Origin of the sequence: Pseudomonas oryzihabitans (assembly GCF_014522265.1) — a bacterium.
Lineage (GTDB): Bacteria > Pseudomonadota > Gammaproteobacteria > Pseudomonadales > Pseudomonadaceae > Chryseomonas > Chryseomonas aestiva.
Map to the genome: position 1 here is coordinate 2,992,193 of NZ_CP017024.1, position 18,882 is coordinate 3,011,074.

16 protein-coding genes are annotated in these 18,882 nt (G+C 64.3%); 11 read left to right on the plus strand and 5 right to left on the minus strand.

The features are described 5' to 3' along the window. Positions 1-6: 6 nt before the first annotated feature. The 3 genes from hisG (at position 7) to hisC (ending at position 3,300) form a co-directional block, all read left to right on the plus strand. Entirely contained in the window at positions 7-639 is a 633-nt protein-coding gene (gene hisG, locus BGI51_RS13815) for an ATP phosphoribosyltransferase (RefSeq protein WP_187978689.1), read from the plus strand. Positions 640-928: 289 nt separating this feature from the next. Next, positions 929-2,248: a histidinol dehydrogenase gene (gene hisD, locus BGI51_RS13820; protein ID WP_187978690.1), complete on the plus strand. Its 1,320-nt coding sequence runs from the start codon at positions 929-931 to the stop codon at positions 2,246-2,248. Next, entirely contained in the window at positions 2,245-3,300 is a 1,056-nt protein-coding gene (hisC, locus tag BGI51_RS13825; protein ID WP_187978691.1) for a histidinol-phosphate transaminase, read from the plus strand. Before hisD ends, hisC begins: the two co-directional genes overlap by 4 nt. A gap of 145 nt (positions 3,301-3,445) precedes the next feature. On the opposite strand, the gene BGI51_RS13830 is transcribed toward hisC, so the two are convergent. Next, positions 3,446-4,567, minus strand: coding sequence for a S1C family serine protease (locus tag BGI51_RS13830; protein WP_133859829.1), 1,122 nt, complete (start codon positions 4,565-4,567; stop codon positions 3,446-3,448). Positions 4,568-4,684: 117 nt separating this feature from the next. Between BGI51_RS13830 and BGI51_RS13835 the strand changes: the two genes are divergently transcribed. From BGI51_RS13835 to cysN, 3 genes are all read left to right on the plus strand, one after another. Beyond that, positions 4,685-5,440, plus strand: coding sequence for a Nif3-like dinuclear metal center hexameric protein (locus BGI51_RS13835; protein WP_187978692.1), 756 nt, complete (start codon positions 4,685-4,687; stop codon positions 5,438-5,440). 165 nt (positions 5,441-5,605) lie between these two features. Beyond that, positions 5,606-6,523 (plus strand): sulfate adenylyltransferase subunit CysD, encoded by a 918-nt coding sequence (gene cysD / locus BGI51_RS13840; RefSeq protein ID WP_007159501.1) that lies wholly within the window; start codon positions 5,606-5,608, stop codon positions 6,521-6,523. Between the two features lies 1 nt (position 6,524). Further along, complete coding sequence (gene cysN / locus BGI51_RS13845) at positions 6,525-8,423, plus strand: sulfate adenylyltransferase subunit CysN (protein WP_187978693.1); 1,899 nt, start codon at positions 6,525-6,527, stop codon at positions 8,421-8,423. Positions 8,424-8,474: 51 nt separating this feature from the next. Here the strand turns inward: cysN and BGI51_RS13850 are convergent, their stop codons facing one another. Beyond that, positions 8,475-8,789 (minus strand): hypothetical protein, encoded by a 315-nt coding sequence (locus tag BGI51_RS13850; protein ID WP_007159499.1) that lies wholly within the window; start codon positions 8,787-8,789, stop codon positions 8,475-8,477. A gap of 211 nt (positions 8,790-9,000) precedes the next feature. Between BGI51_RS13850 and BGI51_RS13855 the strand changes: the two genes are divergently transcribed. Next, the gene (locus BGI51_RS13855) at positions 9,001-10,635 is read left to right on the plus strand and encodes a Na+/H+ antiporter (protein ID WP_187978694.1); all 1,635 of its coding nucleotides are present in this window, start codon (positions 9,001-9,003) and stop codon (positions 10,633-10,635) included. Here BGI51_RS13855 and dapC read toward each other — a convergent pair. The 3 genes from dapC to map are packed head-to-tail and all read right to left on the minus strand — an operon-like array spanning position 10,632 to position 15,360. Beyond that, positions 10,632-11,825 carry a succinyldiaminopimelate transaminase gene (gene dapC, locus BGI51_RS13860; RefSeq protein ID WP_187978695.1) on the minus strand — a complete coding sequence of 398 codons (1,194 nt, stop codon included), beginning with the start codon at positions 11,823-11,825 and terminating at the stop codon, positions 10,632-10,634. The two genes, BGI51_RS13855 and dapC, sit on opposite strands and share 4 nt — an antisense overlap. A gap of 39 nt (positions 11,826-11,864) precedes the next feature. Further along, positions 11,865-14,567, minus strand: coding sequence for a [protein-PII] uridylyltransferase (locus BGI51_RS13865; RefSeq protein ID WP_133859823.1), 2,703 nt, complete (start codon positions 14,565-14,567; stop codon positions 11,865-11,867). 10 nt (positions 14,568-14,577) lie between these two features. After that, the gene (gene map / locus BGI51_RS13870) at positions 14,578-15,360 is read right to left on the minus strand and encodes a type I methionyl aminopeptidase (protein ID WP_133859822.1); all 783 of its coding nucleotides are present in this window, start codon (positions 15,358-15,360) and stop codon (positions 14,578-14,580) included. A 286-nt stretch (positions 15,361-15,646) separates the two neighbouring features. Between map and rpsB the strand changes: the two genes are divergently transcribed. The 4 genes from rpsB to frr all read left to right on the plus strand — a co-directional run bounded on the left by rpsB (position 15,647) and on the right by frr (position 18,875). Continuing rightward, positions 15,647-16,384 (plus strand): 30S ribosomal protein S2, encoded by a 738-nt coding sequence (rpsB, locus tag BGI51_RS13875; RefSeq protein WP_133859821.1) that lies wholly within the window; start codon positions 15,647-15,649, stop codon positions 16,382-16,384. Positions 16,385-16,515: 131 nt separating this feature from the next. Then, positions 16,516-17,385 carry a translation elongation factor Ts gene (gene tsf / locus BGI51_RS13880; protein WP_187978696.1) on the plus strand — a complete coding sequence of 290 codons (870 nt, stop codon included), beginning with the start codon at positions 16,516-16,518 and terminating at the stop codon, positions 17,383-17,385. 192 nt (positions 17,386-17,577) lie between these two features. Next, positions 17,578-18,321, plus strand: coding sequence for a UMP kinase (gene pyrH, locus BGI51_RS13885; protein ID WP_017639054.1), 744 nt, complete (start codon positions 17,578-17,580; stop codon positions 18,319-18,321). Beyond that, positions 18,318-18,875, plus strand: coding sequence for a ribosome recycling factor (gene frr, locus BGI51_RS13890; protein ID WP_133859819.1), 558 nt, complete (start codon positions 18,318-18,320; stop codon positions 18,873-18,875). The genes pyrH and frr overlap by 4 nt, the downstream gene beginning before the upstream one ends. Positions 18,876-18,882 lie beyond the last annotated feature (7 nt).

Sequence of the window (18,882 nt, forward strand, 5' to 3'; positions counted from 1 at the left end):
CCTCCGATGCTGACCATCGCCCTGTCCAAGGGCCGTATCCTCGACGACACCCTGCCGCTGCTGGCAGCGGCGGGGATCGCGCCGACCGAGAATCCGGACAAGAGCCGCAAGCTCATCATCCCGACCACCCAGGACGATGTGCGCCTGCTCATCGTCCGCGCCACCGACGTGCCCACCTACGTGGAGCATGGCGCCGCGGACCTGGGCGTGGCCGGCAAGGACGTGCTGATGGAATACGGCGGCGATGGTCTCTATGAGCCGCTGGACCTGCGCATCGCCCGCTGCAAGCTGATGACCGCGGGTGCCGTGGGCGCTCCGGCGCCGCGTGGCCGGCTGCGGGTGGCGACTAAGTTCGTCAATGTCGCCAAGCGCTACTATGCCGAGCAGGGCCGCCAGGTCGACATCATCAAGCTGTACGGCTCCATGGAGCTGGCACCGCTGGTGGGGCTGGCCGACAAGATCATCGACGTGGTCGACACCGGCAATACCCTCAAGGCCAACGGTCTCGAACCCCAGGAGCTGATCGCCCACATCAGCTCGCGCTTGATCGTCAACAAGGCCTCGATGAAGATGCAGCACGGTCGTATCCAGGCGCTCATCGAGACCCTGCGCCAGGCCGTCGAGGTGCGAGGCGCCTGAGAACCTGTTCAAAGCCTGCTGCGCGTCGGCCAAACTACGTTGAAAATGGCTTCGGAATGCTCATTTACCACTCGTAAACTCCGCTTCCTCAGCCACTTTTGCCTTGTTTGTCTCTAGCTCGCGAGACTTTGAACAGGCTCTGGGTCCTGGCCGGCAGGTTGATGCCGGCCCGGACCGCTTCCATCCCTCCAGCTTCGCCTATCCGTGCCATAGCCAAATTGTCGGGCGCCCACACGGAGCCGGCTGTTACTCTCGGGCGCCCCTTTCGCTCTCCTGAAGAGGATCCGCCATGACCGCTCCGCTCGCCATCCGCCGACTCGCCGCCGCCGCTCCGGATTTCGCCGAGCATCTGGATCATCTGCTGAGCTGGGAAGGGGTGTCCGACGCCGACATCAACCAGCGGGTCCTGGCGATCATCGCCGACGTGCGCCACCAGGGCGACGCCGCGCTGCTCGAATACACCCGCCGCTTCGATGGCGTCGAGGCGACCGCCATGAGCGATCTCATCCTGCCGCGCGCGCGCCTGGAAGAAGCCCTGACCCGCATCACGCCGGAGCAGCGCACCGCGCTGGAAGCCGCCGCCGAGCGCGTCCGTCGTTATCATGAAAAGCAGCGCCAGGATTCCTGGCAGTACCAGGAGGCCGATGGCACCGTGCTCGGCCAGCAGGTCACCCCGCTGGATCGTGCCGGTCTCTATGTGCCGGGGGGCAAGGCCTCCTATCCGTCCTCGGTGCTGATGAACGCCATCCCCGCCAAGGTCGCCGGTGTGCGCGAGGTGGTCATGGTGGTGCCGACGCCCCGCGGCGAGGTCAACGAACTGGTGCTGGCCGCTGCGGCCCTGGCCGGTGTCGATCGCGTCTTCACCATTGGCGGCGCCCAGGCCGTGGCCGCCCTCGCCTATGGCACCGAAAGCGTACCGCCGGTGGACAAGATCGTCGGTCCCGGCAACATCTATGTCGCCACCGCCAAGCGCCACGTGTTCGGCAAGGTCGGCATCGACATGATCGCCGGCCCATCGGAGATCCTGGTGGTCTGCGATGGCCAGACCGATCCCGACTGGATCGCCATGGACCTGTTCTCCCAGGCCGAGCACGACGAGGACGCCCAGGCCATCCTGGTTAGTCCGGACGCCGCCTTCCTCGACGCCGTGGCGGCCAGCATCGCTCGCCTGCTGCCGGAGATGGAGCGCGCCGACATCATCCGCGCCTCCCTGGAAAGGCGGGGTGCCCTGATCCAGGTTACCGACATGGCCCAGGCCATCGAGGTGGCCAATCGCATCGCCCCCGAACACCTGGAACTGTCCGTCGCCGAGCCCGAGCAATGGCTGCCCAAGATCCGCCACGCCGGCGCCATCTTCATGGGTCGCTACACCGCCGAGGCCCTGGGCGACTACTGCGCCGGTCCCAACCATGTACTACCGACGTCGGGCACCGCGCGCTTCTCCTCGCCCCTGGGCGTATACGACTTCCAGAAGCGTTCCTCGATCATCCACTGCTCGGCCGCTGGCGCTTCCGCGCTGGGCCGGGTCGCCTCGGTCCTGGCGCGTGGCGAGTCCCTGACCGCCCACGCCCGCAGCGCCGAATACCGCATTCAGGAGGAGCAGGCATGAGCGAACTCTGGAGTCCCTTCGTCAAGAATCTGGTGCCCTATGTACCCGGTGAGCAGCCCAGGCTGACCAACCTGGTCAAGCTCAACACCAACGAGAATCCCTACGGTCCGTCGCCGCGGGCGCTGGACGCCATCCGCGCCGCAGCCACCGACGACCTGCGCCTCTATCCCGACCCCAACGGCCAGGCGCTGAAGGACGCCGTCGCCCGCTACTACGGCATCCAGAGCGACCAGGTGTTTGTCGGCAACGGCTCGGACGAGGTGCTGGCGCACATCTTCCTGGGGCTGTTCGGCCATGGCCGACCCGTGCTGTTCCCGGACATCAGCTACAGCTTCTATCCGGTCTATTGCGGCCTCTACGACATCGCCTTCGAGACCCCGGCGCTGGACGAGGATTTCCAGATCGTCCCCGAGGACTATCTGCGCCCCAATGGCGGCATCATCTTCCCCAACCCCAATGCACCGACCGGCAGCGCCCTGGCGCTGGACGCCATCGAGCGCATCGTCGCCGGCAATCCGACCTCGGTGGTGGTGGTGGACGAAGCCTATGTCGACTTCGGGGCGGAGTCGGCGGTTGCCCTGATCGAGCGCCATGCCAATCTGGTGGTGACCCAGACGCTGTCCAAGTCCCGTTCCCTGGCCGGTCTGCGGGTAGGCCTGGCCATGGGTCAGGCGCCGCTGATGGAGGCCCTGGAGCGGATCAAGAACAGCTTCAACTCCTATCCGCTGGATCGCCTGGCCCTGGCCGGCGCGACCGCTGCCTTCGAGGATCGCGCCTATTTCGACGAGACCTGCCGGCAGGTGGTCGAAAGTCGCGAAGCCCTGGTCGGCCAGTTGCTGGAGCGCGGCTTCGAAGTCCTGCCCTCGGCCGCCAACTTCATCTTCGCCCGTCATGTGCAGAAGGGCGGGGCGGTGCTGGCCGCGGGCTTGCGCGAGCATGGCGTCATCGTGCGCCACTTCAGCCGTCCCGAACGCATCGCCGACTTCCTGCGCATCACCATTGGTACGCCCGTGCAGAATCAGGCGTTGATCACGGCCCTCGATACCCTCTGAGCTTAGGCTCTGTTCGAAAAGTTGCCGAGCGATGGTCAAGCGAGGCGAAAAGCGCTGATGAAGCGGAGTTTACGAATGGTAAAAGAGCATTCCGAAGCGCTTTTCAACGAAGCATCACCGAGCGTAGGCACTTTACGTATAGAGCCTAGCGTGCCTTCTCCATCAAGGGACGCAGCCCGACGGTAACCTTGACCTGCACGGTCTTGTCCTGGCGCAGCACCTCGATGGGGATGCTGTCGCCGGGTTGCTTGCGGGCGATCTGGTTCATCGCCAGCCGGCCGTCCCTGATCGGTTGGCCGGCCAGCTTGACCAGCACGTCGCCGGCACGCAGACCGCCCTTGTGCGCCGGTCCTTCCGGATCGATATCGGTCACCACGATGCCCTGGTCGACCTTGAGGCCGTAGGTCTTGACCAGCTCTGGCGTGATGACTTCCACTGCCACCCCCAGCCAGCCGCGGATAACCTGGCCATGCTGGATGATCGAGCGCATGACCTCCATGGCCAGCTTGATCGGGATGGCGAAGCCGATGCCCTGGGAGCCGCCGGAAAGGATGGCGGTGTTGATGCCGATCAGATTGCCGTTGGCATCCACCAGCGCTCCGCCCGAATTGCCCAGGTTGATCGCCGCATCGGTCTGGATGAAGTCCTCGTAGGTATTGAGACCCAGCTGGTTGCGGCCGGTGGCGCTGATGATGCCCATGGTCACCGTCTGGCCGACGCCGAAGGGATTGCCGATGGCCAGCACCACGTCGCCGATGCGGATGGCGGTCGAATCGCCCACCGAAATGGCCGGCAGGTTGGGCAGGTCGATCTTGAGCACGGCGAGGTCCGTGGCTGGATCGTTGCCGATCAGCTTGGCCAGGGTCTGACGCCCGTCGGCGAGCGCCACCACGATGGATTCGGCATCGAGGGTCACGTGGTTGTTGGTCAGCAGATAACCGTCATGGCTCATCAGCACGGCCGAGCCCAGGCTGAGCTCCTCCACCGGTTTGGTCACACCCTTGCGGTCACTGGCCGTGTCACCGGCCTTGCCCGGCTTGGCCGCCTTGGTCGAACGCAGCGACACCACCGCTGGCGCGGCGCGACTCGCCGCGTCGGCATAGGAGACCGGTCCCTGCTGGCGCGAATGCGCGGGCGCCTGGGCCGCCTCGAACAGCGGCGGCTGGGCGGGCAGGCCGAGCCATTGCGGATAGCGCTGCATGATCAGGGCTGCAACGAGCAGACCGCACAGCACGGGCCAGCCGAGATAACGCAAAGCCTTGTACATCGATCACATCCTTGAATTTGTCCACCCGGGGTGCGCCGGATAAGCTGGTGGGCATTATAAGGAGCGGCGCCACCCGAAGACACGCTGTGGCGCCGCCAGTGAGGAGGTAAGCCGTCCGTGACCCTGTCCCTTGATCAATTGGTGGAGACCGCCGATCGCTACCTGGAATCGGCCCGGATCCAGGATTATTGCCCCAATGGCCTGCAGGTCCAGGGCCGCGAGCAGGTGCGTCTGCTGGTCAGTGGCGTCACCGCCTCCCAGCAGCTGCTGGACGCCGCCGTGGCGGCCGGGGCCGATGCCATCCTGGTGCACCATGGCTATTTCTGGAAAAACGAAGATGCCCGCCTCATCGGCATGAAGCACCGGCGGATCAAGACGCTGCTGAGCCACGACATCAGCCTGCTGGCCTACCACCTGCCGCTGGACGTCCATCCCGAGGTGGGCAACAACGTCCAGCTGGGTCGCCGCCTGGGTCTGCAGGATATCCGGCCGCTGCCGGGTGACGCCAAGGGACTGATCTGGCAGGGCGAGTTGCCGCAGGCGCAATCCGCCGTCGACTTCGCTCGGCGGGTGGCGGACGTGCTGCAACGCGGGCCGCTGGTGGTCGATGGCGGACGGTCGATCCGGCGCCTGGCCTGGTGCACCGGCGGTGCCCAGGGCTACATCGATCAGGCCATTGCCGCGGGAGTGGATGCCTATCTCACCGGTGAGGTGTCCGAGCAGACGGTGCACAGTGCCCGCGAGAACGGGGTGAGTTTCTTTGCCGCCGGCCACCATGCCACCGAGCGCTACGGGGTCCAGGCGCTGGGCGACTTTCTGGCCGCGCAGCTGGGCATCGAGCATCGCTTCATCGACTGCGACAATCCCGCCTGAGCGTCATAAGCATATAACTTCTGGATCTAGATGGCCTGGCGGGCCATAACCGTTGCCTATGGTAAGGTTGAGGTTCGTCCACGGCCCGCTCTGTCCGGTGTGTCCAGTCGACTGGATGCCGCAACGGACATCTCCTAGGCCACCTTTCTGCAATCGTGAGTAGCCATGCTCGACAAACAGACGCACCTCAAACAGCTTGAGGCGGAAAGCATCCACATCATCCGTGAAGTGGCCGCCGAGTTCGACAACCCGGTCATGCTGTATTCCATCGGCAAGGATTCGGCCGTGATGCTGCACCTGGCCCGCAAGGCCTTCTTTCCCGGCAAGCTGCCGTTCCCGGTACTCCACGTGGACACCGGCTGGAAATTCCAGGCCATGTACGAATTCCGCGATCGCATGGTCGCCGACATGGGGCTCGATCTGCTGGTGCACAAGAATCCGGAAGGGGTCGCCCAGGGCATCAATCCCTTCACCCATGGCAGCGCCAAGCACACCGACATCATGAAGACCCAGGGCCTCAAGCAGGCGCTGGACAAGTACGGCTTTGACGCGGCCTTCGGCGGCGCGCGCCGCGACGAGGAGAAGTCTCGCGCCAAGGAGCGCGTCTATTCCTTCCGCGACAGCAAGCACCGCTGGGATCCCAAGAACCAGCGTCCCGAGCTGTGGAACATCTACAACGGCAAGACCAACAAGGGCGAGTCGATCCGCGTCTTTCCGCTGTCTAACTGGACGGAGCTGGACATCTGGCAGTACATCTATCTCGAAGGCATCCCGATCGTGCCGCTGTACTTCGCCGCCGAGCGCGAGGTGATCGAGAAGAACGGCACCCTGCTCATGATCGACGACGACCGCATCCTCGAACACCTCTCGCCCGAGGAGAAGGCACGCATCCACAAGCGCCAGGTGCGCTTCCGTACCCTCGGCTGCTACCCCCTGACCGGCGCGGTGGAGTCCCAGGCGACCACGCTGACGGACATCATCCAGGAGATGCTGCTCACCCGCACCTCCGAACGCCAGGGCCGGGTCATCGACCACGATGGCGCCGGATCCATGGAAGAGAAGAAACGTCAGGGGTATTTCTAAGATGTCGCACCAATCCGATCTGATCGGCCAGGACATCCTGGCCTACCTCGCGCAGCACGAACGCAAGGAGCTGCTGCGCTTCCTCACCTGCGGCAATGTCGACGACGGCAAGAGCACCCTGATCGGGCGCCTGCTGCACGACTCCAAGATGATCTACGAGGATCACCTGGAAGCCATCACCCGCGATTCCAAGAAGGTGGGGACCACCGGCGAAGAGGTCGACCTGGCGCTGCTGGTGGACGGCCTGCAGGCCGAGCGCGAACAGGGCATCACCATCGATGTGGCCTATCGCTATTTCTCCACCGCCAAGCGCAAGTTCATCATCGCTGACACCCCCGGCCATGAGCAGTACACCCGCAACATGGCCACCGGTGCCTCCACCTGCGACCTGGCGATCATCCTGGTCGACGCCCGCTACGGCATCCAGACCCAGACCCGCCGGCACAGCTACATCGCCTCGCTGCTGGGTATCAAGCACATCGTGGTCGCCATCAACAAGATGGACCTGCTGGGCTTCGACGAAGCGGTGTTCGAGCGTATCAAGGACGACTACCTGGCCTTCGCCCAACGCATCGAGCTGAACGCCAAGGACATCCATTTCGTGCCCATGTCGGCGCTCAAGGGCGACAACGTGGTCAATCGCAGCGAGCAGACGCCCTGGTACAGCGGCAAGCCTCTGATGGAGATCCTCGAAAGCGTCGAGATCGCTGCGGATCGCAACCTCGACGACCTGCGCTTCCCGGTGCAGTACGTCAACCGGCCCAACCTCAACTTCCGCGGGTTCGCCGGGACCCTGGCCTCGGGCGTGGTCACCAAGGGCGATGCCGTGGTGGTCCTGCCGTCGGGCAAGGGCAGCCGGGTCAAGTCCATCGTCACCTACGAAGGTGAGCTGGAGCAGGCGGGTCCTGGCCAGGCGGTGACCCTGACCATGGAAGACGAGATCGACATCTCCCGTGGCGATGTCCTGGTGCATGCCGACAATCGTCCGCAGGTGACCGACAGCTTCGAGGCCATGCTGGTGTGGATGGCCGAAGAGCCCATGCGCCCGGGCAAGAAGTACGACATCAAGCGGGCCACCAGCTATGTGCCGGGTTCGCTGCCGAGCATCGTGCACACGGTGGACGTCAACACCCTGGAGCACGGCGCGGCCAGCGAACTCAAGCTCAACGAGATCGGCCGGGTCAAGGTGGCCCTGGATACCGCCATCGCCCTGGACGGCTATGGCGTCAACCGCACCACCGGTGCCTTCATCGTCATCGATCGCCTGACCAATGGCACCGTGGGCGCCGGCATGATCATCGCCGAACCGGTGGGCGCTACCGGTCACGGCCAGGGCGCGCATCAGTTGCACGTCGCCACCAGCGAGCGGGCGGCGCGTTTCGGTCAGCAGCCCACCACGGTGCTCTTTACCGGTCTTTCCGGTGCCGGCAAGACCACCCTGGCCTATGCGCTGGAGCGTCGGCTGTTCGATGCCGGGCGTGCGGTCTTCGTGCTGGACGGCCAGAATCTGCGCCACGACCTGAACAAGGGGCTGCCGCAGGATCGCGCCGGTCGTCGCGAGAACTGGTTGCGCGCCGCCCAGGTGGCCCGCCAGTTCAACGAGGCTGGCCTGATCGCCCTGGCTGCCTTCGTTGCACCCGATGCCGAGGGCCGGGCCCAGGCCCAGGCGCTGATCGGCGCCGAGCGGCTGCTGACCGTGCATGTCAAGGCATCGCCCAAGGCCTGTGCCGAGCGCGATCCCCAGGGGCTCTATGCCGCGGGTGGTGACAATATCCCGGGCATCTCCTTCGCCTACGATTCCCCGGAAGACGCCGATCTGGTGCTCGACACCGAGCAGCTGTCGGTGGAGGAGGGCGTCCAGCAGATCCTCGACGTCCTGCGTCGGCGTCAGGTGATCTAGGGCGTTCAGTCATGAAAAAACCCGCCTCTCGGCGGGTTTTTTCATGGGCCTTTACCAGCGCGGGGGCGGGCCGTAATAGTAGGCGCCAGGCGGCGGGCCGTAGTACACGGGGCGCGGCTCCACCACGCGATATTCGTAGACCGGTGCCGGTTCGTAATAGACCACGCGCGGCGGAGGCGGCGGCGGTGGCCCTTCGACATAGACTGGCTCGCGGGCGTAGGAATGGGAGACGATGGCTCCGCCAACCACGGCGCCCACTACGGCACCGAGAAAGGCCGGACCGGGGCCACGACCGTGGGCGGACGCCTGACCGGCGATGGCGAGGCAACCGGCAAGCACCACGACTTGAGTGATGCGACGTAGCATGATCATTCTCCTGCAACCCGGGGATATGAAACCGGGTATGTCTATCAGACCGCAAGGGCGGCGAGTCGCCTAGATCGACACGGGTAAAGTTTGGGTAAAACCAAATACGGGGACATCAGTCCCAACAACTCGAGGTCGACGTGTCCCCACTCCCGCGGGATGCATCTCCTGTATCTGGTACCGCGACCGGTACCCTGACCACGAGACCACCGTGCAGATTCTCTATACCGCTCTGATCCTCCTGCTGATGGTGGGTGCCACCCGTCTCAGCGTCCATCTCATTCCCATACCGCTGCCCCTGATCCAGGTGGTGGTTGGCGCCTTGCTCGCCTGGCCCACCCTGGGGCTGCATGTCGCCCTGGACCCCGAACTCTTCCTGCTGCTGTTCATCCCGGCATTGCTGTTCTCCGATGGCTGGCGCATGCCCAAGCGGGAGTTCTGGCGCCTGCGCCGACCGATCTTCGTCCTGGCCTTCGGCCTGGTGTTCCTCACGGTGCTGGGCGCCGGCTGGTTCCTGCACTGGATGTTGCACCTGCCCTGGGCGGTGGCCTTCGCCCTGGCGGCGGTACTGTCGCCCACCGATGCCGTGGCGGTCTCCAGCATCGTCCGCGGCCGGCTGCCCAGCGCCCTGCTGCACGTCATCCAGGGCGAGGCCCTGCTCAATGACGCCTCGGGTCTGGTGACCTTCAAGTTCGCCGTGGCGGCGGCCCTGACCGGCGCCTTTTCGCTGAGCCAGGCCAGTCTGGAATTCGTCATCGTCGCGGTGGGCGGCGTACTGGTCGGCGGGGTGCTGAGCTGGCTGGTCGGCCAAGCGCGCGCCTGGATGGTGGTGAAGCGCGGCTGGAGCGACGCCGCGCCCCATGTCGTCTTCATGCTGTTGCTGCCCTTCGCCGCCTATGTGCTGGCGGAGCGACTGGGCGTTTCCGGCATCCTGTCCGCCGTGGCCGCCGGAATGATGCAGAGCCGGGTCGACATGCTGCCCCGCCAGACCGCTACCCGCCTGCTCAATCACAGCGTCTGGGGGCTGGTGGAGTTCGCCTTCAACGGCCTGGTGTTCCTGATCCTAGGTCTGCAGCTGCCCGACATCCTGGCGGCCGCGCTGCCGGCCTCCCAGGCGCTCTGGCCGGCCGCGGGCTGGCTGATGCTCTATGTGCTGGGTGCCTACGGGGTGATCATGGCCATTCGCTTCGGGGTCATCCTCGGCTACTGGCACCTGACCCAGCCTGGCAGCGGGCCCATCACCATCGCGGGCGACCCCCGCCTGATCGCCGCCATCGCCTCGCTCAGCGGGGTGCGCGGCGCCGTGACCCTGGCCGGTGTGCTCTCGCTGCCGCTGATGCTTTCGGATGGCACGCCCTTTCCCCTGCGTGACATCCTGGTGTTCATCGCCGCGGGCGTGATCCTGCTGTCACTGGTGGTGGCGAGCATCGGGATTCCGTTGCTACTGGCGCGCTTGCCGGAGCAGTCCAATGACCTGCTGGAGCGGGAGCGTTGCGAGGTGCGAATCAATGCCGCCCGAGCCGCCATAGCGGCGCTGGAAGACGTGGCATCGAGCGATGCCGACGAGCCGGCGCGGGCCGCGCTGCAGGCGGAGATCAAAGCCGGCATCATCGCCGAATTCCGCGACGAGCTGAGTTCCGCCGATGACAGCGAGGATGCCCGTTCCCTGGCGCGGCTGAGGGATACCCTGGATGGCGAGCTGCGCCTGCTCGCCATCCGCGCCCAGCGCCGCGAACTCTATAGGTTGCGTATCGCCGGGGTGATCGATGACCTGGTGGTCAGCGAATTCCTGCGTGAGCTGGACATCCAGGAGACCGCGCTGATGCGCGATCAGGGCAACCGCTAGCCCTGGCAGAAGCGGCGGATGCGCTCCGCCGCCTCCACGCACTCGGCCAGGGGCGCGACCAGCGCCATGCGGATCCGACCGGCGCCCGGATTGACGCCCGCGACGTCCCGCGACAGGTAGGAGCCCGGCACCACGGTCACGTGTTCGCGGGCGAACAGATCGCGGGCGAAGGCTTCGTCATCGCCCGGTGTCCGGGCCCAGAGATAGAAGCCACCATCCGGCAGCGACACTTCCAGGTTGCCCTGCAGGATATCCAGCACGGCGGCGAATTTCTGCCGATAGAGCTCGCGGTTCTCACGGACATGGGACTCGTCGCGCCAGGCCACGGCACTGGCCTTCTGCACCTGCACCGGCATGGCGCAGCCGTGGTAGGTGCGATAGAGCAGGAAGCGCTTGAGAATGGCGGCATCGCCCGCGACGAAGCCCGATCTCATGCCCGGCAGATTGGAGCGCTTGGACAGGCTGTGGAAGACCACGCAGCGGGCGAAGTCGCTGCGACCCAGTTCGGCGCAGGCGGTAAGCAGGCCGGGCGGAGGGCTGGCTTCGTCGAAATAGAGTTCGCTGTAGCACTCGTCGGCGGCGATCACGAAGTCATAGCGATCGGCCAGGGCGATGAGCTTTTTCAGCGTCGCCACCGGCAGCAGGGCACCGGTAGGGTTGCCGGGTGAGCACAGGAACAGCAGCTGGCAGCGCTGCCAGACCGCGTCCGGCACACTGTCGAAATCGGGATTGAAGCCCTTGTCCGCCAGGCACGGCAGGTAGTGGGGCTCGGCGCCGGCGAGCAGGGCCGCGCCTTCGTAGATCTGATAGAAGGGGTTGGGACTCAGCACCAGACCCGCCTGGCTGCGATCCACCACCGCCTGGGTAAAGGAGAACAGCGCCTCCCGGGTACCGGTCACCGGCAGCACGTGACGCGCCGGATCCAGCCAGCCCGCGGGTACGCCAAAGCGCTGGCCGGCCCAGCTGGCGATGGCCTCGCGCAACTCGGCGATGCCAAGGGTGGTTGGGTAGACCGCCAGCTGATCCAGGTTGGCGGTCAGGGCCTCGGCGACGAAGGCCGGTGACGGGTGCTTGGGCTCGCCGATCGACAACGGAATCGGCTTGAGCGCCGCCGGCGGGGTCACGCCAGCGAGGAGGGCGCGCAGCTTCTCGAACGGATAGGGCTGCAGCAGGTCGAGGGTGGGATTCATCGTCGGGTGGTCCTTCGTTCGAGGCGTTAGATCAGGGAGCTAGATGCTGATACGACTGAGCGGCGGCGTCTGGCTGTCCGGCTCGCGCAGCTGTTTGATCAGGGCCTGCTGCAGGGCGCTGCACAGGCCGGGATCCGCCAGCGGACGACCCTCGGCGTCGGTGACGTAGAAGACGTCTTCCACGCGTTCGCCGAGGGTGGCGATCTTGGCGTTGAGCACGGACAGGTCGAAGTCGAGGAAGATCCGCCCCACCCGCGCCAGCAGTCCGGGTCGATCCGGTGCCGTCAGTTCGATCAGGCTCGCCGAGCGCGTGGTGTCGGTGTAGATGTTCACCTGGGGCGAGAAGGCGAAATGCTTGAGCTGGCGGGTCACGCGGCGGTTGATGATGCTCGGGTATTCCTCGGGATGCTTGAGCGCCTCGATCAGGCCGCCGCGGATCTGGGCAATCCGCGCGGGATTGTTGCCGATCGAGCCACCATCGGTATCCAGCACGATGTAGGTGTCCAGGGTGAACTGGCTGCTGGAGGTGATGATGCGCGCGTCCTGAATGTTCAGGTTGAGCTGGTCCATCACCGCCACGGTCACCGCGAAGAAATCGTGCTGGTCCGCGGCATAGATGAAGATCTGGGTGCCACCTTCGGAATCGCGCTGGGTGGTCTCGCGGATCAGCACCAGCGGCTCGGCGGTATCGCCATGGCCGAGGATGGCCTCGGTGTGCCAGGCGACGTCCAGCGCGGTATGTCGCAGGAAATAGGTGTCGCCCAGCTGCGACCAAAGCTGCTCGGCGTCATCGGCATCGATGCCGCGCCGCATCAGGGTGTCCAGCGCCGATTGCTGGGTGCTGCGGATCTGCTCTTCGCGATTGACCGGATTTTCCAGGCCGCGCCGCAGGGCGCGCTTGGTCTCGGTATAGAGCTGGCGCAGCAGGGTCGCGCGCCAGGAATTCCACAGCGACGGATTGGTCGCGGTGATGTCGGCCACGGTGAGGACGTACAGATAGTCCAGGTGGGTGTGATCTCCGACCGTCAGGGCGAAATCGTGGATCACCTGCGGGTCGGAGAGATCCTTGCGCTGGGCGGTGGTGGACATCACCAGGTGATTGCGCACCAGCCAGCTGACCAGGCGGGTATCCCATTCCGGCAGCTGGTGGCGCCGGCCGAAGGCTTCGACGTCTGCCGCGCCCAGTTCCGAGTGATCGCCACCCCGGCCCTTGGCGATGTCGTGGTAGAGCCCGGCGATGTAGATCAGCTCCGGCTTGGGCAGCTTGTGGATCACCCGCGTCGCCAGCGGATACTTTTCCGCCAGGACGTCGTAACTCATCTTGCGCAGATGCTTGATGAGATTGAGGGTGTGGGCGTCGACCGTATAGATGTGGAAGAGGTCATGCTGCATCTGGCCGACGATCTGGCCGAATTCGGGCAGGTAGAGTCCCAGCAGGCCGTAGCGATTCATCCGCCGCAGGTTGCGATGGATGCCGGATTCGCTCTTGAGCAGTTCGATGAAGAGGCTGGTGTTGCGGATGTCCTGGCGAAAGGCATCGTCGATGAGGTGACGGCTGTCGCGCAGCAGACGGATGGTGCCGGCACTAGGTCCCTTGATCGCGGGATTCTGCGCCAGCAGCACGAACAGCTCCATCAGCGCGAAGGGGGTGCGCAGGAATACCTGGGGGTGCACCACCTCCAGGTAACCGTTGCGGATCTGGAATCTGTTGTTGAGCGGGGTCACCGCCACCGGTACCTGCTCGTCGCGCAGATTCACTTCCTCGAAGTGCTGCATGACCACATCGCTGAGCTGGGACACGTCCATCACCACCCGGTAGTACTTCTGCATGAAGCGCTCTACCGCCAGCTTGGCGTCGTTGTCCTCGTAGCCGAGCAGGCTGGCGATGCGCCGCTGGTGGTCGAACAGCAGCCGATCCTCGGCGCGCCCGGCCAGCATGTGCAGGGCATAGCGGACCTTCCACAGGTATTCCTGCGCCGAGATCAGCAGGCTGCATTCGCTTTCGGTCAGGAAGCCCTGGCCTACCAGCGCCTGCAGGTTGAGGGTGCCGAACTGCCGCCGGGCGATCCACAGCAGCGTCTGGATGTCGCGCAAGCCGCCGGGCGAACCCTTCACGTTGGGTTCGAGGTTGTATTCGGTGTCGTTGTACTTGGCGTGCCGCGCACTCTGCTCGGCGCGCTTGGCCAGATAGAAGGCGCGTCCCGGCCAGAGGTGCTCGACACTCGTGGCCGCCAGCATCGCCTGGCGCAGGTGCTCGGGGCCGGCGAGGGTACGGCTTTCCATCAGGTTGGTGATCACCGTCAGGTCGGCCAGGGCTTCGGTGGTGCATTCGCGCAGGGATCTGACGCTCTGCCCCACGGCCAGGCCCACGTCCCACAGCAGGGTCAGGAAGCCCTCGATGGATTCGCGGAAGCGTTCCTGTTCCTCCTCGGCCAGCAGGATCAGCAGGTCGATGTCCGAGTGCGGATGCAGCTCACCGCGGCCATAGCCGCCCACCGCGAGCAGGGCGATGCCATCCTCCGGCCAACTGAAGCGATTCCAGGCGGCGATCAGCATCTGGTCGATGAACCAGGCGCGATCCTCGACCAGCCGGCGCACGCTGCGGCCCGCCATGAAGCGGGCATCGAGAGTGGCGTTCGCGGCCCGGATGAATTTCTTGAAGGCCGCGAGAGGGCTGGCTTTCAGCGAAAGCTCAGCCTGGAACTGACCGGCGTCGAACAACTCCGAATCGACCTGGGGCATGGGCGCTCACTCACGCAGAAACGCGGGGAAAGGTTTCGTCCTTGCGCAGGGTCAGGATCTCGTAACCCTCTTCGGTGACCAGCACCGTGTGTTCCCACTGCGCGGACAACTTGCGGTCCTTGGTGATGGCGGTCCAGCCATCGCCCAGCAGGCGGGTCTCGTAGCGGCCCTGGTTGATCATCGGCTCGATGGTGAAGATCATCCCGGCCTGCAGTTCGAGGCCCGTGCCGGCACGGCCGTAGTGCACCACCTGCGGCTCCTCGTGGAAGCCCTTGCCGATCCCGTGGCCGCAGTATTCGCGAACCACCGAGAAGCCGTTCTTCTCGGCGTGCTTCTGGATCACTTCGCCGATATCGCCCAGCCGCGCGCCGGGGCGCACCAGGTCGATGCCCTTGTAGAGGCATTCCTGGGTGACCTGGCAGAGCCGGTCGGCCCACTCGGGCACGTCGCCCACCAGGTACATCTTGCTGGTGTCGCCGTGGTAGCCATCTTTGATGACGGTGATGTCCACGTTCATGATGTCGCCGCTCTTGAGCGGCTTGTCATTGGGAATGCCGTGGCAGACCACGTGGTTCAGCGAGGTGCAGATGGATTTCGGATAGCCCTTGTAGTTCAGCGGGGCGGGGATGGCCTGCTGCACGTTGACGATGTAGTCGTGGGCCAGCCGATCCAGTTCTTCGGTGGTGATGCCGGGACGCACGTGTTCGTCCAGCATTTCGAGCACTTCGGCGGCCAACTGGCCGGCGATGCGCATCTTGGCGATGTCTTCAGGGGTCTTGAGGATGACGGTCATCGGAAATCTCTAGGTATCACGCCGGGTGTCAGCTTTCGATCCGCTATTCTATCAGAGCCGGCGCCCGCGCTGTGGCTGCCGGCGGTACCCCGGACCTCCGGCATGCGGCAATCGCCGCTGGTGGTATCCGGCAGGGCGTGATATAAAGTCGCGCGCTTTTTCGGGGCTATGCCCTTCAGCGCTCCCAACCCCACACACGCATCGACACGATGACCTGGGTGCTTCCCGATGGGAAGTTGGTCATTGGGATGCGTGGAGGCCCAACCCGACTACGAGGAACATCTAAATGTCTCAAGTCTCCATGCGTGACATGCTGAAAGCCGGCGTGCATTTCGGCCACCAAACCCGTTACTGGAACCCGAAGATGGGCAAGTACATCTTCGGCGCGCGTAACAAGATCCACATCATCAACCTCGAAAAGACCCTGCCGATGTTCAACGAGGCCCTGACCTTCGTTGAGCGCCTGGCGTCCGGCAAGAACAAGATCCTGTTCGTCGGCACCAAGCGCGCCGCCGGCAAGATCGTTCGCGAAGAAGCCGCGCGTTGCGGTCAGCCCTTCGTTGATCATCGCTGGTTGGGCGGCATGCTGACCAACTACAAGACCATCCGTGCCTCGATCAAGCGTCTGCGTGATCTGGAAGTCCAGTCCCAGGACGGTACTTTCGACAAGCTGACCAAGAAAGAAGCCCTGATGCGTACCCGCGACCTCGAAAAGCTCGAGCGCAGCCTGGGCGGTATCAAGGACATGGGCGGTCTGCCGGATGCCCTGTTCGTGGTCGACGTTGACCACGAGCGCATCGCCATCACCGAAGCCAACAAGCTGGGCATCCCGGTCATCGGCGTCGTCGATACCAACAGCAGCCCGGAAGGTGTTGACTACATCATCCCCGGCAACGATGACGCCTTCCGCGCCGTTACTCTGTACCTGAGCAGCGTTGCCGATGCCGTGATCCGTGGCGGCAGCAATGGCGGTGCCAACGAGCAATTCGTCGAAGAACCCGCTGCCGAAGCCGTCGAGGGCTGAGCATTTCGACCCTAGGGTCGAGCGGTTCGACGTGCGAGAAGGGGGCCTAGCCCCCTTTTTGCCTACTGGCGTTTCATTGGCTCCGCCTGCGTGCGGAGTGACCTCGAAACCGATTCAAGAGGATTTCAAACATGGCAGAAATCACTGCAGCCCTGGTCAAAGAACTGCGCGAGCGCACCGGCCAAGGCATGATGGATTGCAAGAAGGCCCTGACCGCTGCCGGTGGCGACATCGAGAAAGCCATCGACGACATGCGTGCCGCTGGCGCCATCAAGGCTGCCAAGAAAGCCGGTAACGTGGCTGCCGAAGGTTCCATCGCGGTCAAGGTCGCTGACGACCACAAGGCTGCCGTCATCATCGAAGTCAATTCCCAGACCGATTTCCTGGCTCTGCAGGACGACTTCAAGGGCTTCGTCGCCGCCAGCCTGGACAAGGCCTTCGCCGAGAAGATGAGCGATGCCGCTCCGCTGATCGCCGCTCAGGAAAGCGCCCGTGAAGCGCTGGTCGCCAAGTGCGGCGAGAACGTCAACATCCGTCGCCTGACCCGTGTCGAAGGCGATGTCGTTGGCGCCTACCTCCATGGTCACCGCATCGGTGTGGTCGTTACCCTGCAGGGTGGCACCGCCGAACTGGCCAAGGAAATCGCCATGCACGTCGCGGCGAGCAATCCTCAGTTCCTGAATCCCTCCCAGGTTTCCGAAGAAGCTGTCGCCAAGGAAAAGGAAATTTTCCTGGCGCTGAATGCCGACAAGATCGCCGGCAAGCCGGAAAACATCGTGGAGAACATGGTCAAGGGTCGTATCAACAAGTTCCTGGCCGAAGCCAGCCTGGTTGAGCAGCCTTTCATCAAGGATCCGGAAGTCAAGGTCGGTGAGCTGGCCAAGAAGGCCGGTGCCGAAATCGTTTCCTTCGTGCGTTACGAAGTAGGCGAAGGCATCGAGAAGGCTGAAGTCGACTTCGCTGCCGAAGTCGCTGCCCAGCTGGCTGCCAGCAAGCAGTAAGACCGGCATCCGCCGTTGACCAGGAGGCCGCCCGCTTCGAGCGCGCGGCCTCTTTGTCAAATTGGAAGGAAGGTCTGATTTCTGGTCTTCCAAGGAGTTTTTTGCCGATTGGAGTGAACGCAACTGCGGTTGCGCTTTCCTATCGCAGGATCAAAATCCCCCGCACATGTTCATCGCCACAGGAGAGAGTGAATGGCACAGCAGATGAGTGGTCGCCAACCCCGTTACAAGCGTATTCTGCTGAAGCTCAGTGGCGAAGCCCTGATGGGAAGTGAAGACTTCGGGATCGATCCGAAGGTGCTGGATCGCATGTCGCTGGAGATCGGCCAACTGGTGGGCATCGGTGTCCAGGTCGGTCTGGTGATTGGCGGTGGCAACCTGTTCCGCGGTGCGGCGCTGTCCGCCGTGGGTATGGACCGGGTGACCGGCGACCACATGGGCATGCTGGCTACCGTGATGAACGCCCTGGCCATGCGCGACGCCTTGGAGCGTTCCAACATTCCTGCCACGGTGATGTCCGCCATTTCCATGGTCGGCGTGACCGACCAGTACGACCGCCGCAAGGCCCTGCGTCAGTTGAAGGACGGCGAAGTCGTCATCTTCTCCGCCGGTACCGGCAATCCGTTCTTTACCACCGATTCCGCCGCCTGCCTGCGGGCCATCGAGGTCGAAGCCGATCTGGTGCTCAAGGCCACGAAGGTGGATGGTGTATACACGGCAGATCCCTTCAAGGATCCCAACGCCGAAAAATTCGAGCGTCTGACCTACGACGAGGTGCTCGACCGCAAGCTGGGTGTCATGGATCTCACGGCCATCTGTCTCTGCCGTGATCACAACATGCCCTTGCGGGTTTTCAACATGAACAAGCCCGGCGCCCTGCTCAATATCGTGGTGGGCGGAGGTGAGGGCACCCTGATCGAGGAGGGAGCAGCATGATCAACGAGATCAAGAAGGATGCGCAGACGCGCATGACCAAGACCCTGGAAGCCCTGGGCCACGCCTTTGCCAAGATCCGTACCGGACGCGCTCATCCGAGCATTCTGGATAGCGTCATGGTGTCCTACTACGGCAGCGATACCCCGCTGCGTCAGGTGGCCAACGTCACCGTCGAGGATTCGCGGACCCTGGCCCTGAGCGTGTTCGACAAGAGCATGATCCAGGCGGTCGAGAAGGCCATCATGACCTCCGACCTGGGCCTCAACCCGGCCACCGCCGGTACCACCATTCGCGTGCCGATGCCGGCGCTGACCGAAGAGACCCGCAAGGGCTTCACCAAGCAGGCGCGCTCCGAGGCCGAGCAGGCGCGCGTTTCCGTGCGCAACATCCGCCGCGATGCCCTGGCTCAGCTCAAGGATCTGCTCAAGGAAAAGGAAATCAGTGAAGACGAGGATCGTCGCGCTCAGGATGAAGTCCAGAAGCTGACTGATAAATTCGTCGCCGAGGTGGACAAGGCTCTGGAGGCCAAGGAAGCCGACTTGATGGCTGTTTGACAACGGT

Excerpts from the sequence above, each read along its gene's own strand:
- hisG (WP_187978689.1), top strand. The coding sequence starts at position 7 with ATGCTGACCATCGCCCTGTCCAAGGGCCGTATCCTCGACGACACCCTG.
- hisD (WP_187978690.1), top strand. The coding sequence starts at position 929 with ATGACCGCTCCGCTCGCCATCCGCCGACTCGCCGCCGCCGCTCCGGAT.
- hisC (WP_187978691.1), top strand. The coding sequence starts at position 2,245 with ATGAGCGAACTCTGGAGTCCCTTCGTCAAGAATCTGGTGCCCTATGTA.
- BGI51_RS13830 (WP_133859829.1), bottom strand. The coding sequence starts at position 4,567 with ATGTACAAGGCTTTGCGTTATCTCGGCTGGCCCGTGCTGTGCGGTCTG.
- cysD (WP_007159501.1), top strand. The coding sequence starts at position 5,606 with ATGCTCGACAAACAGACGCACCTCAAACAGCTTGAGGCGGAAAGCATC.
- cysN (WP_187978693.1), top strand. The coding sequence starts at position 6,525 with ATGTCGCACCAATCCGATCTGATCGGCCAGGACATCCTGGCCTACCTC.
- BGI51_RS13850 (WP_007159499.1), bottom strand. The coding sequence starts at position 8,789 with ATGCTACGTCGCATCACTCAAGTCGTGGTGCTTGCCGGTTGCCTCGCC.
- dapC (WP_187978695.1), bottom strand. The coding sequence starts at position 11,825 with ATGAATCCCACCCTCGACCTGCTGCAGCCCTATCCGTTCGAGAAGCTG.
- BGI51_RS13865 (WP_133859823.1), bottom strand. The coding sequence starts at position 14,567 with ATGCCCCAGGTCGATTCGGAGTTGTTCGACGCCGGTCAGTTCCAGGCT.
- map (WP_133859822.1), bottom strand. The coding sequence starts at position 15,360 with ATGACCGTCATCCTCAAGACCCCTGAAGACATCGCCAAGATGCGCATC.
- rpsB (WP_133859821.1), top strand. The coding sequence starts at position 15,647 with ATGTCTCAAGTCTCCATGCGTGACATGCTGAAAGCCGGCGTGCATTTC.
- tsf (WP_187978696.1), top strand. The coding sequence starts at position 16,516 with ATGGCAGAAATCACTGCAGCCCTGGTCAAAGAACTGCGCGAGCGCACC.
- pyrH (WP_017639054.1), top strand. The coding sequence starts at position 17,578 with ATGGCACAGCAGATGAGTGGTCGCCAACCCCGTTACAAGCGTATTCTG.
- frr (WP_133859819.1), top strand. The coding sequence starts at position 18,318 with ATGATCAACGAGATCAAGAAGGATGCGCAGACGCGCATGACCAAGACC.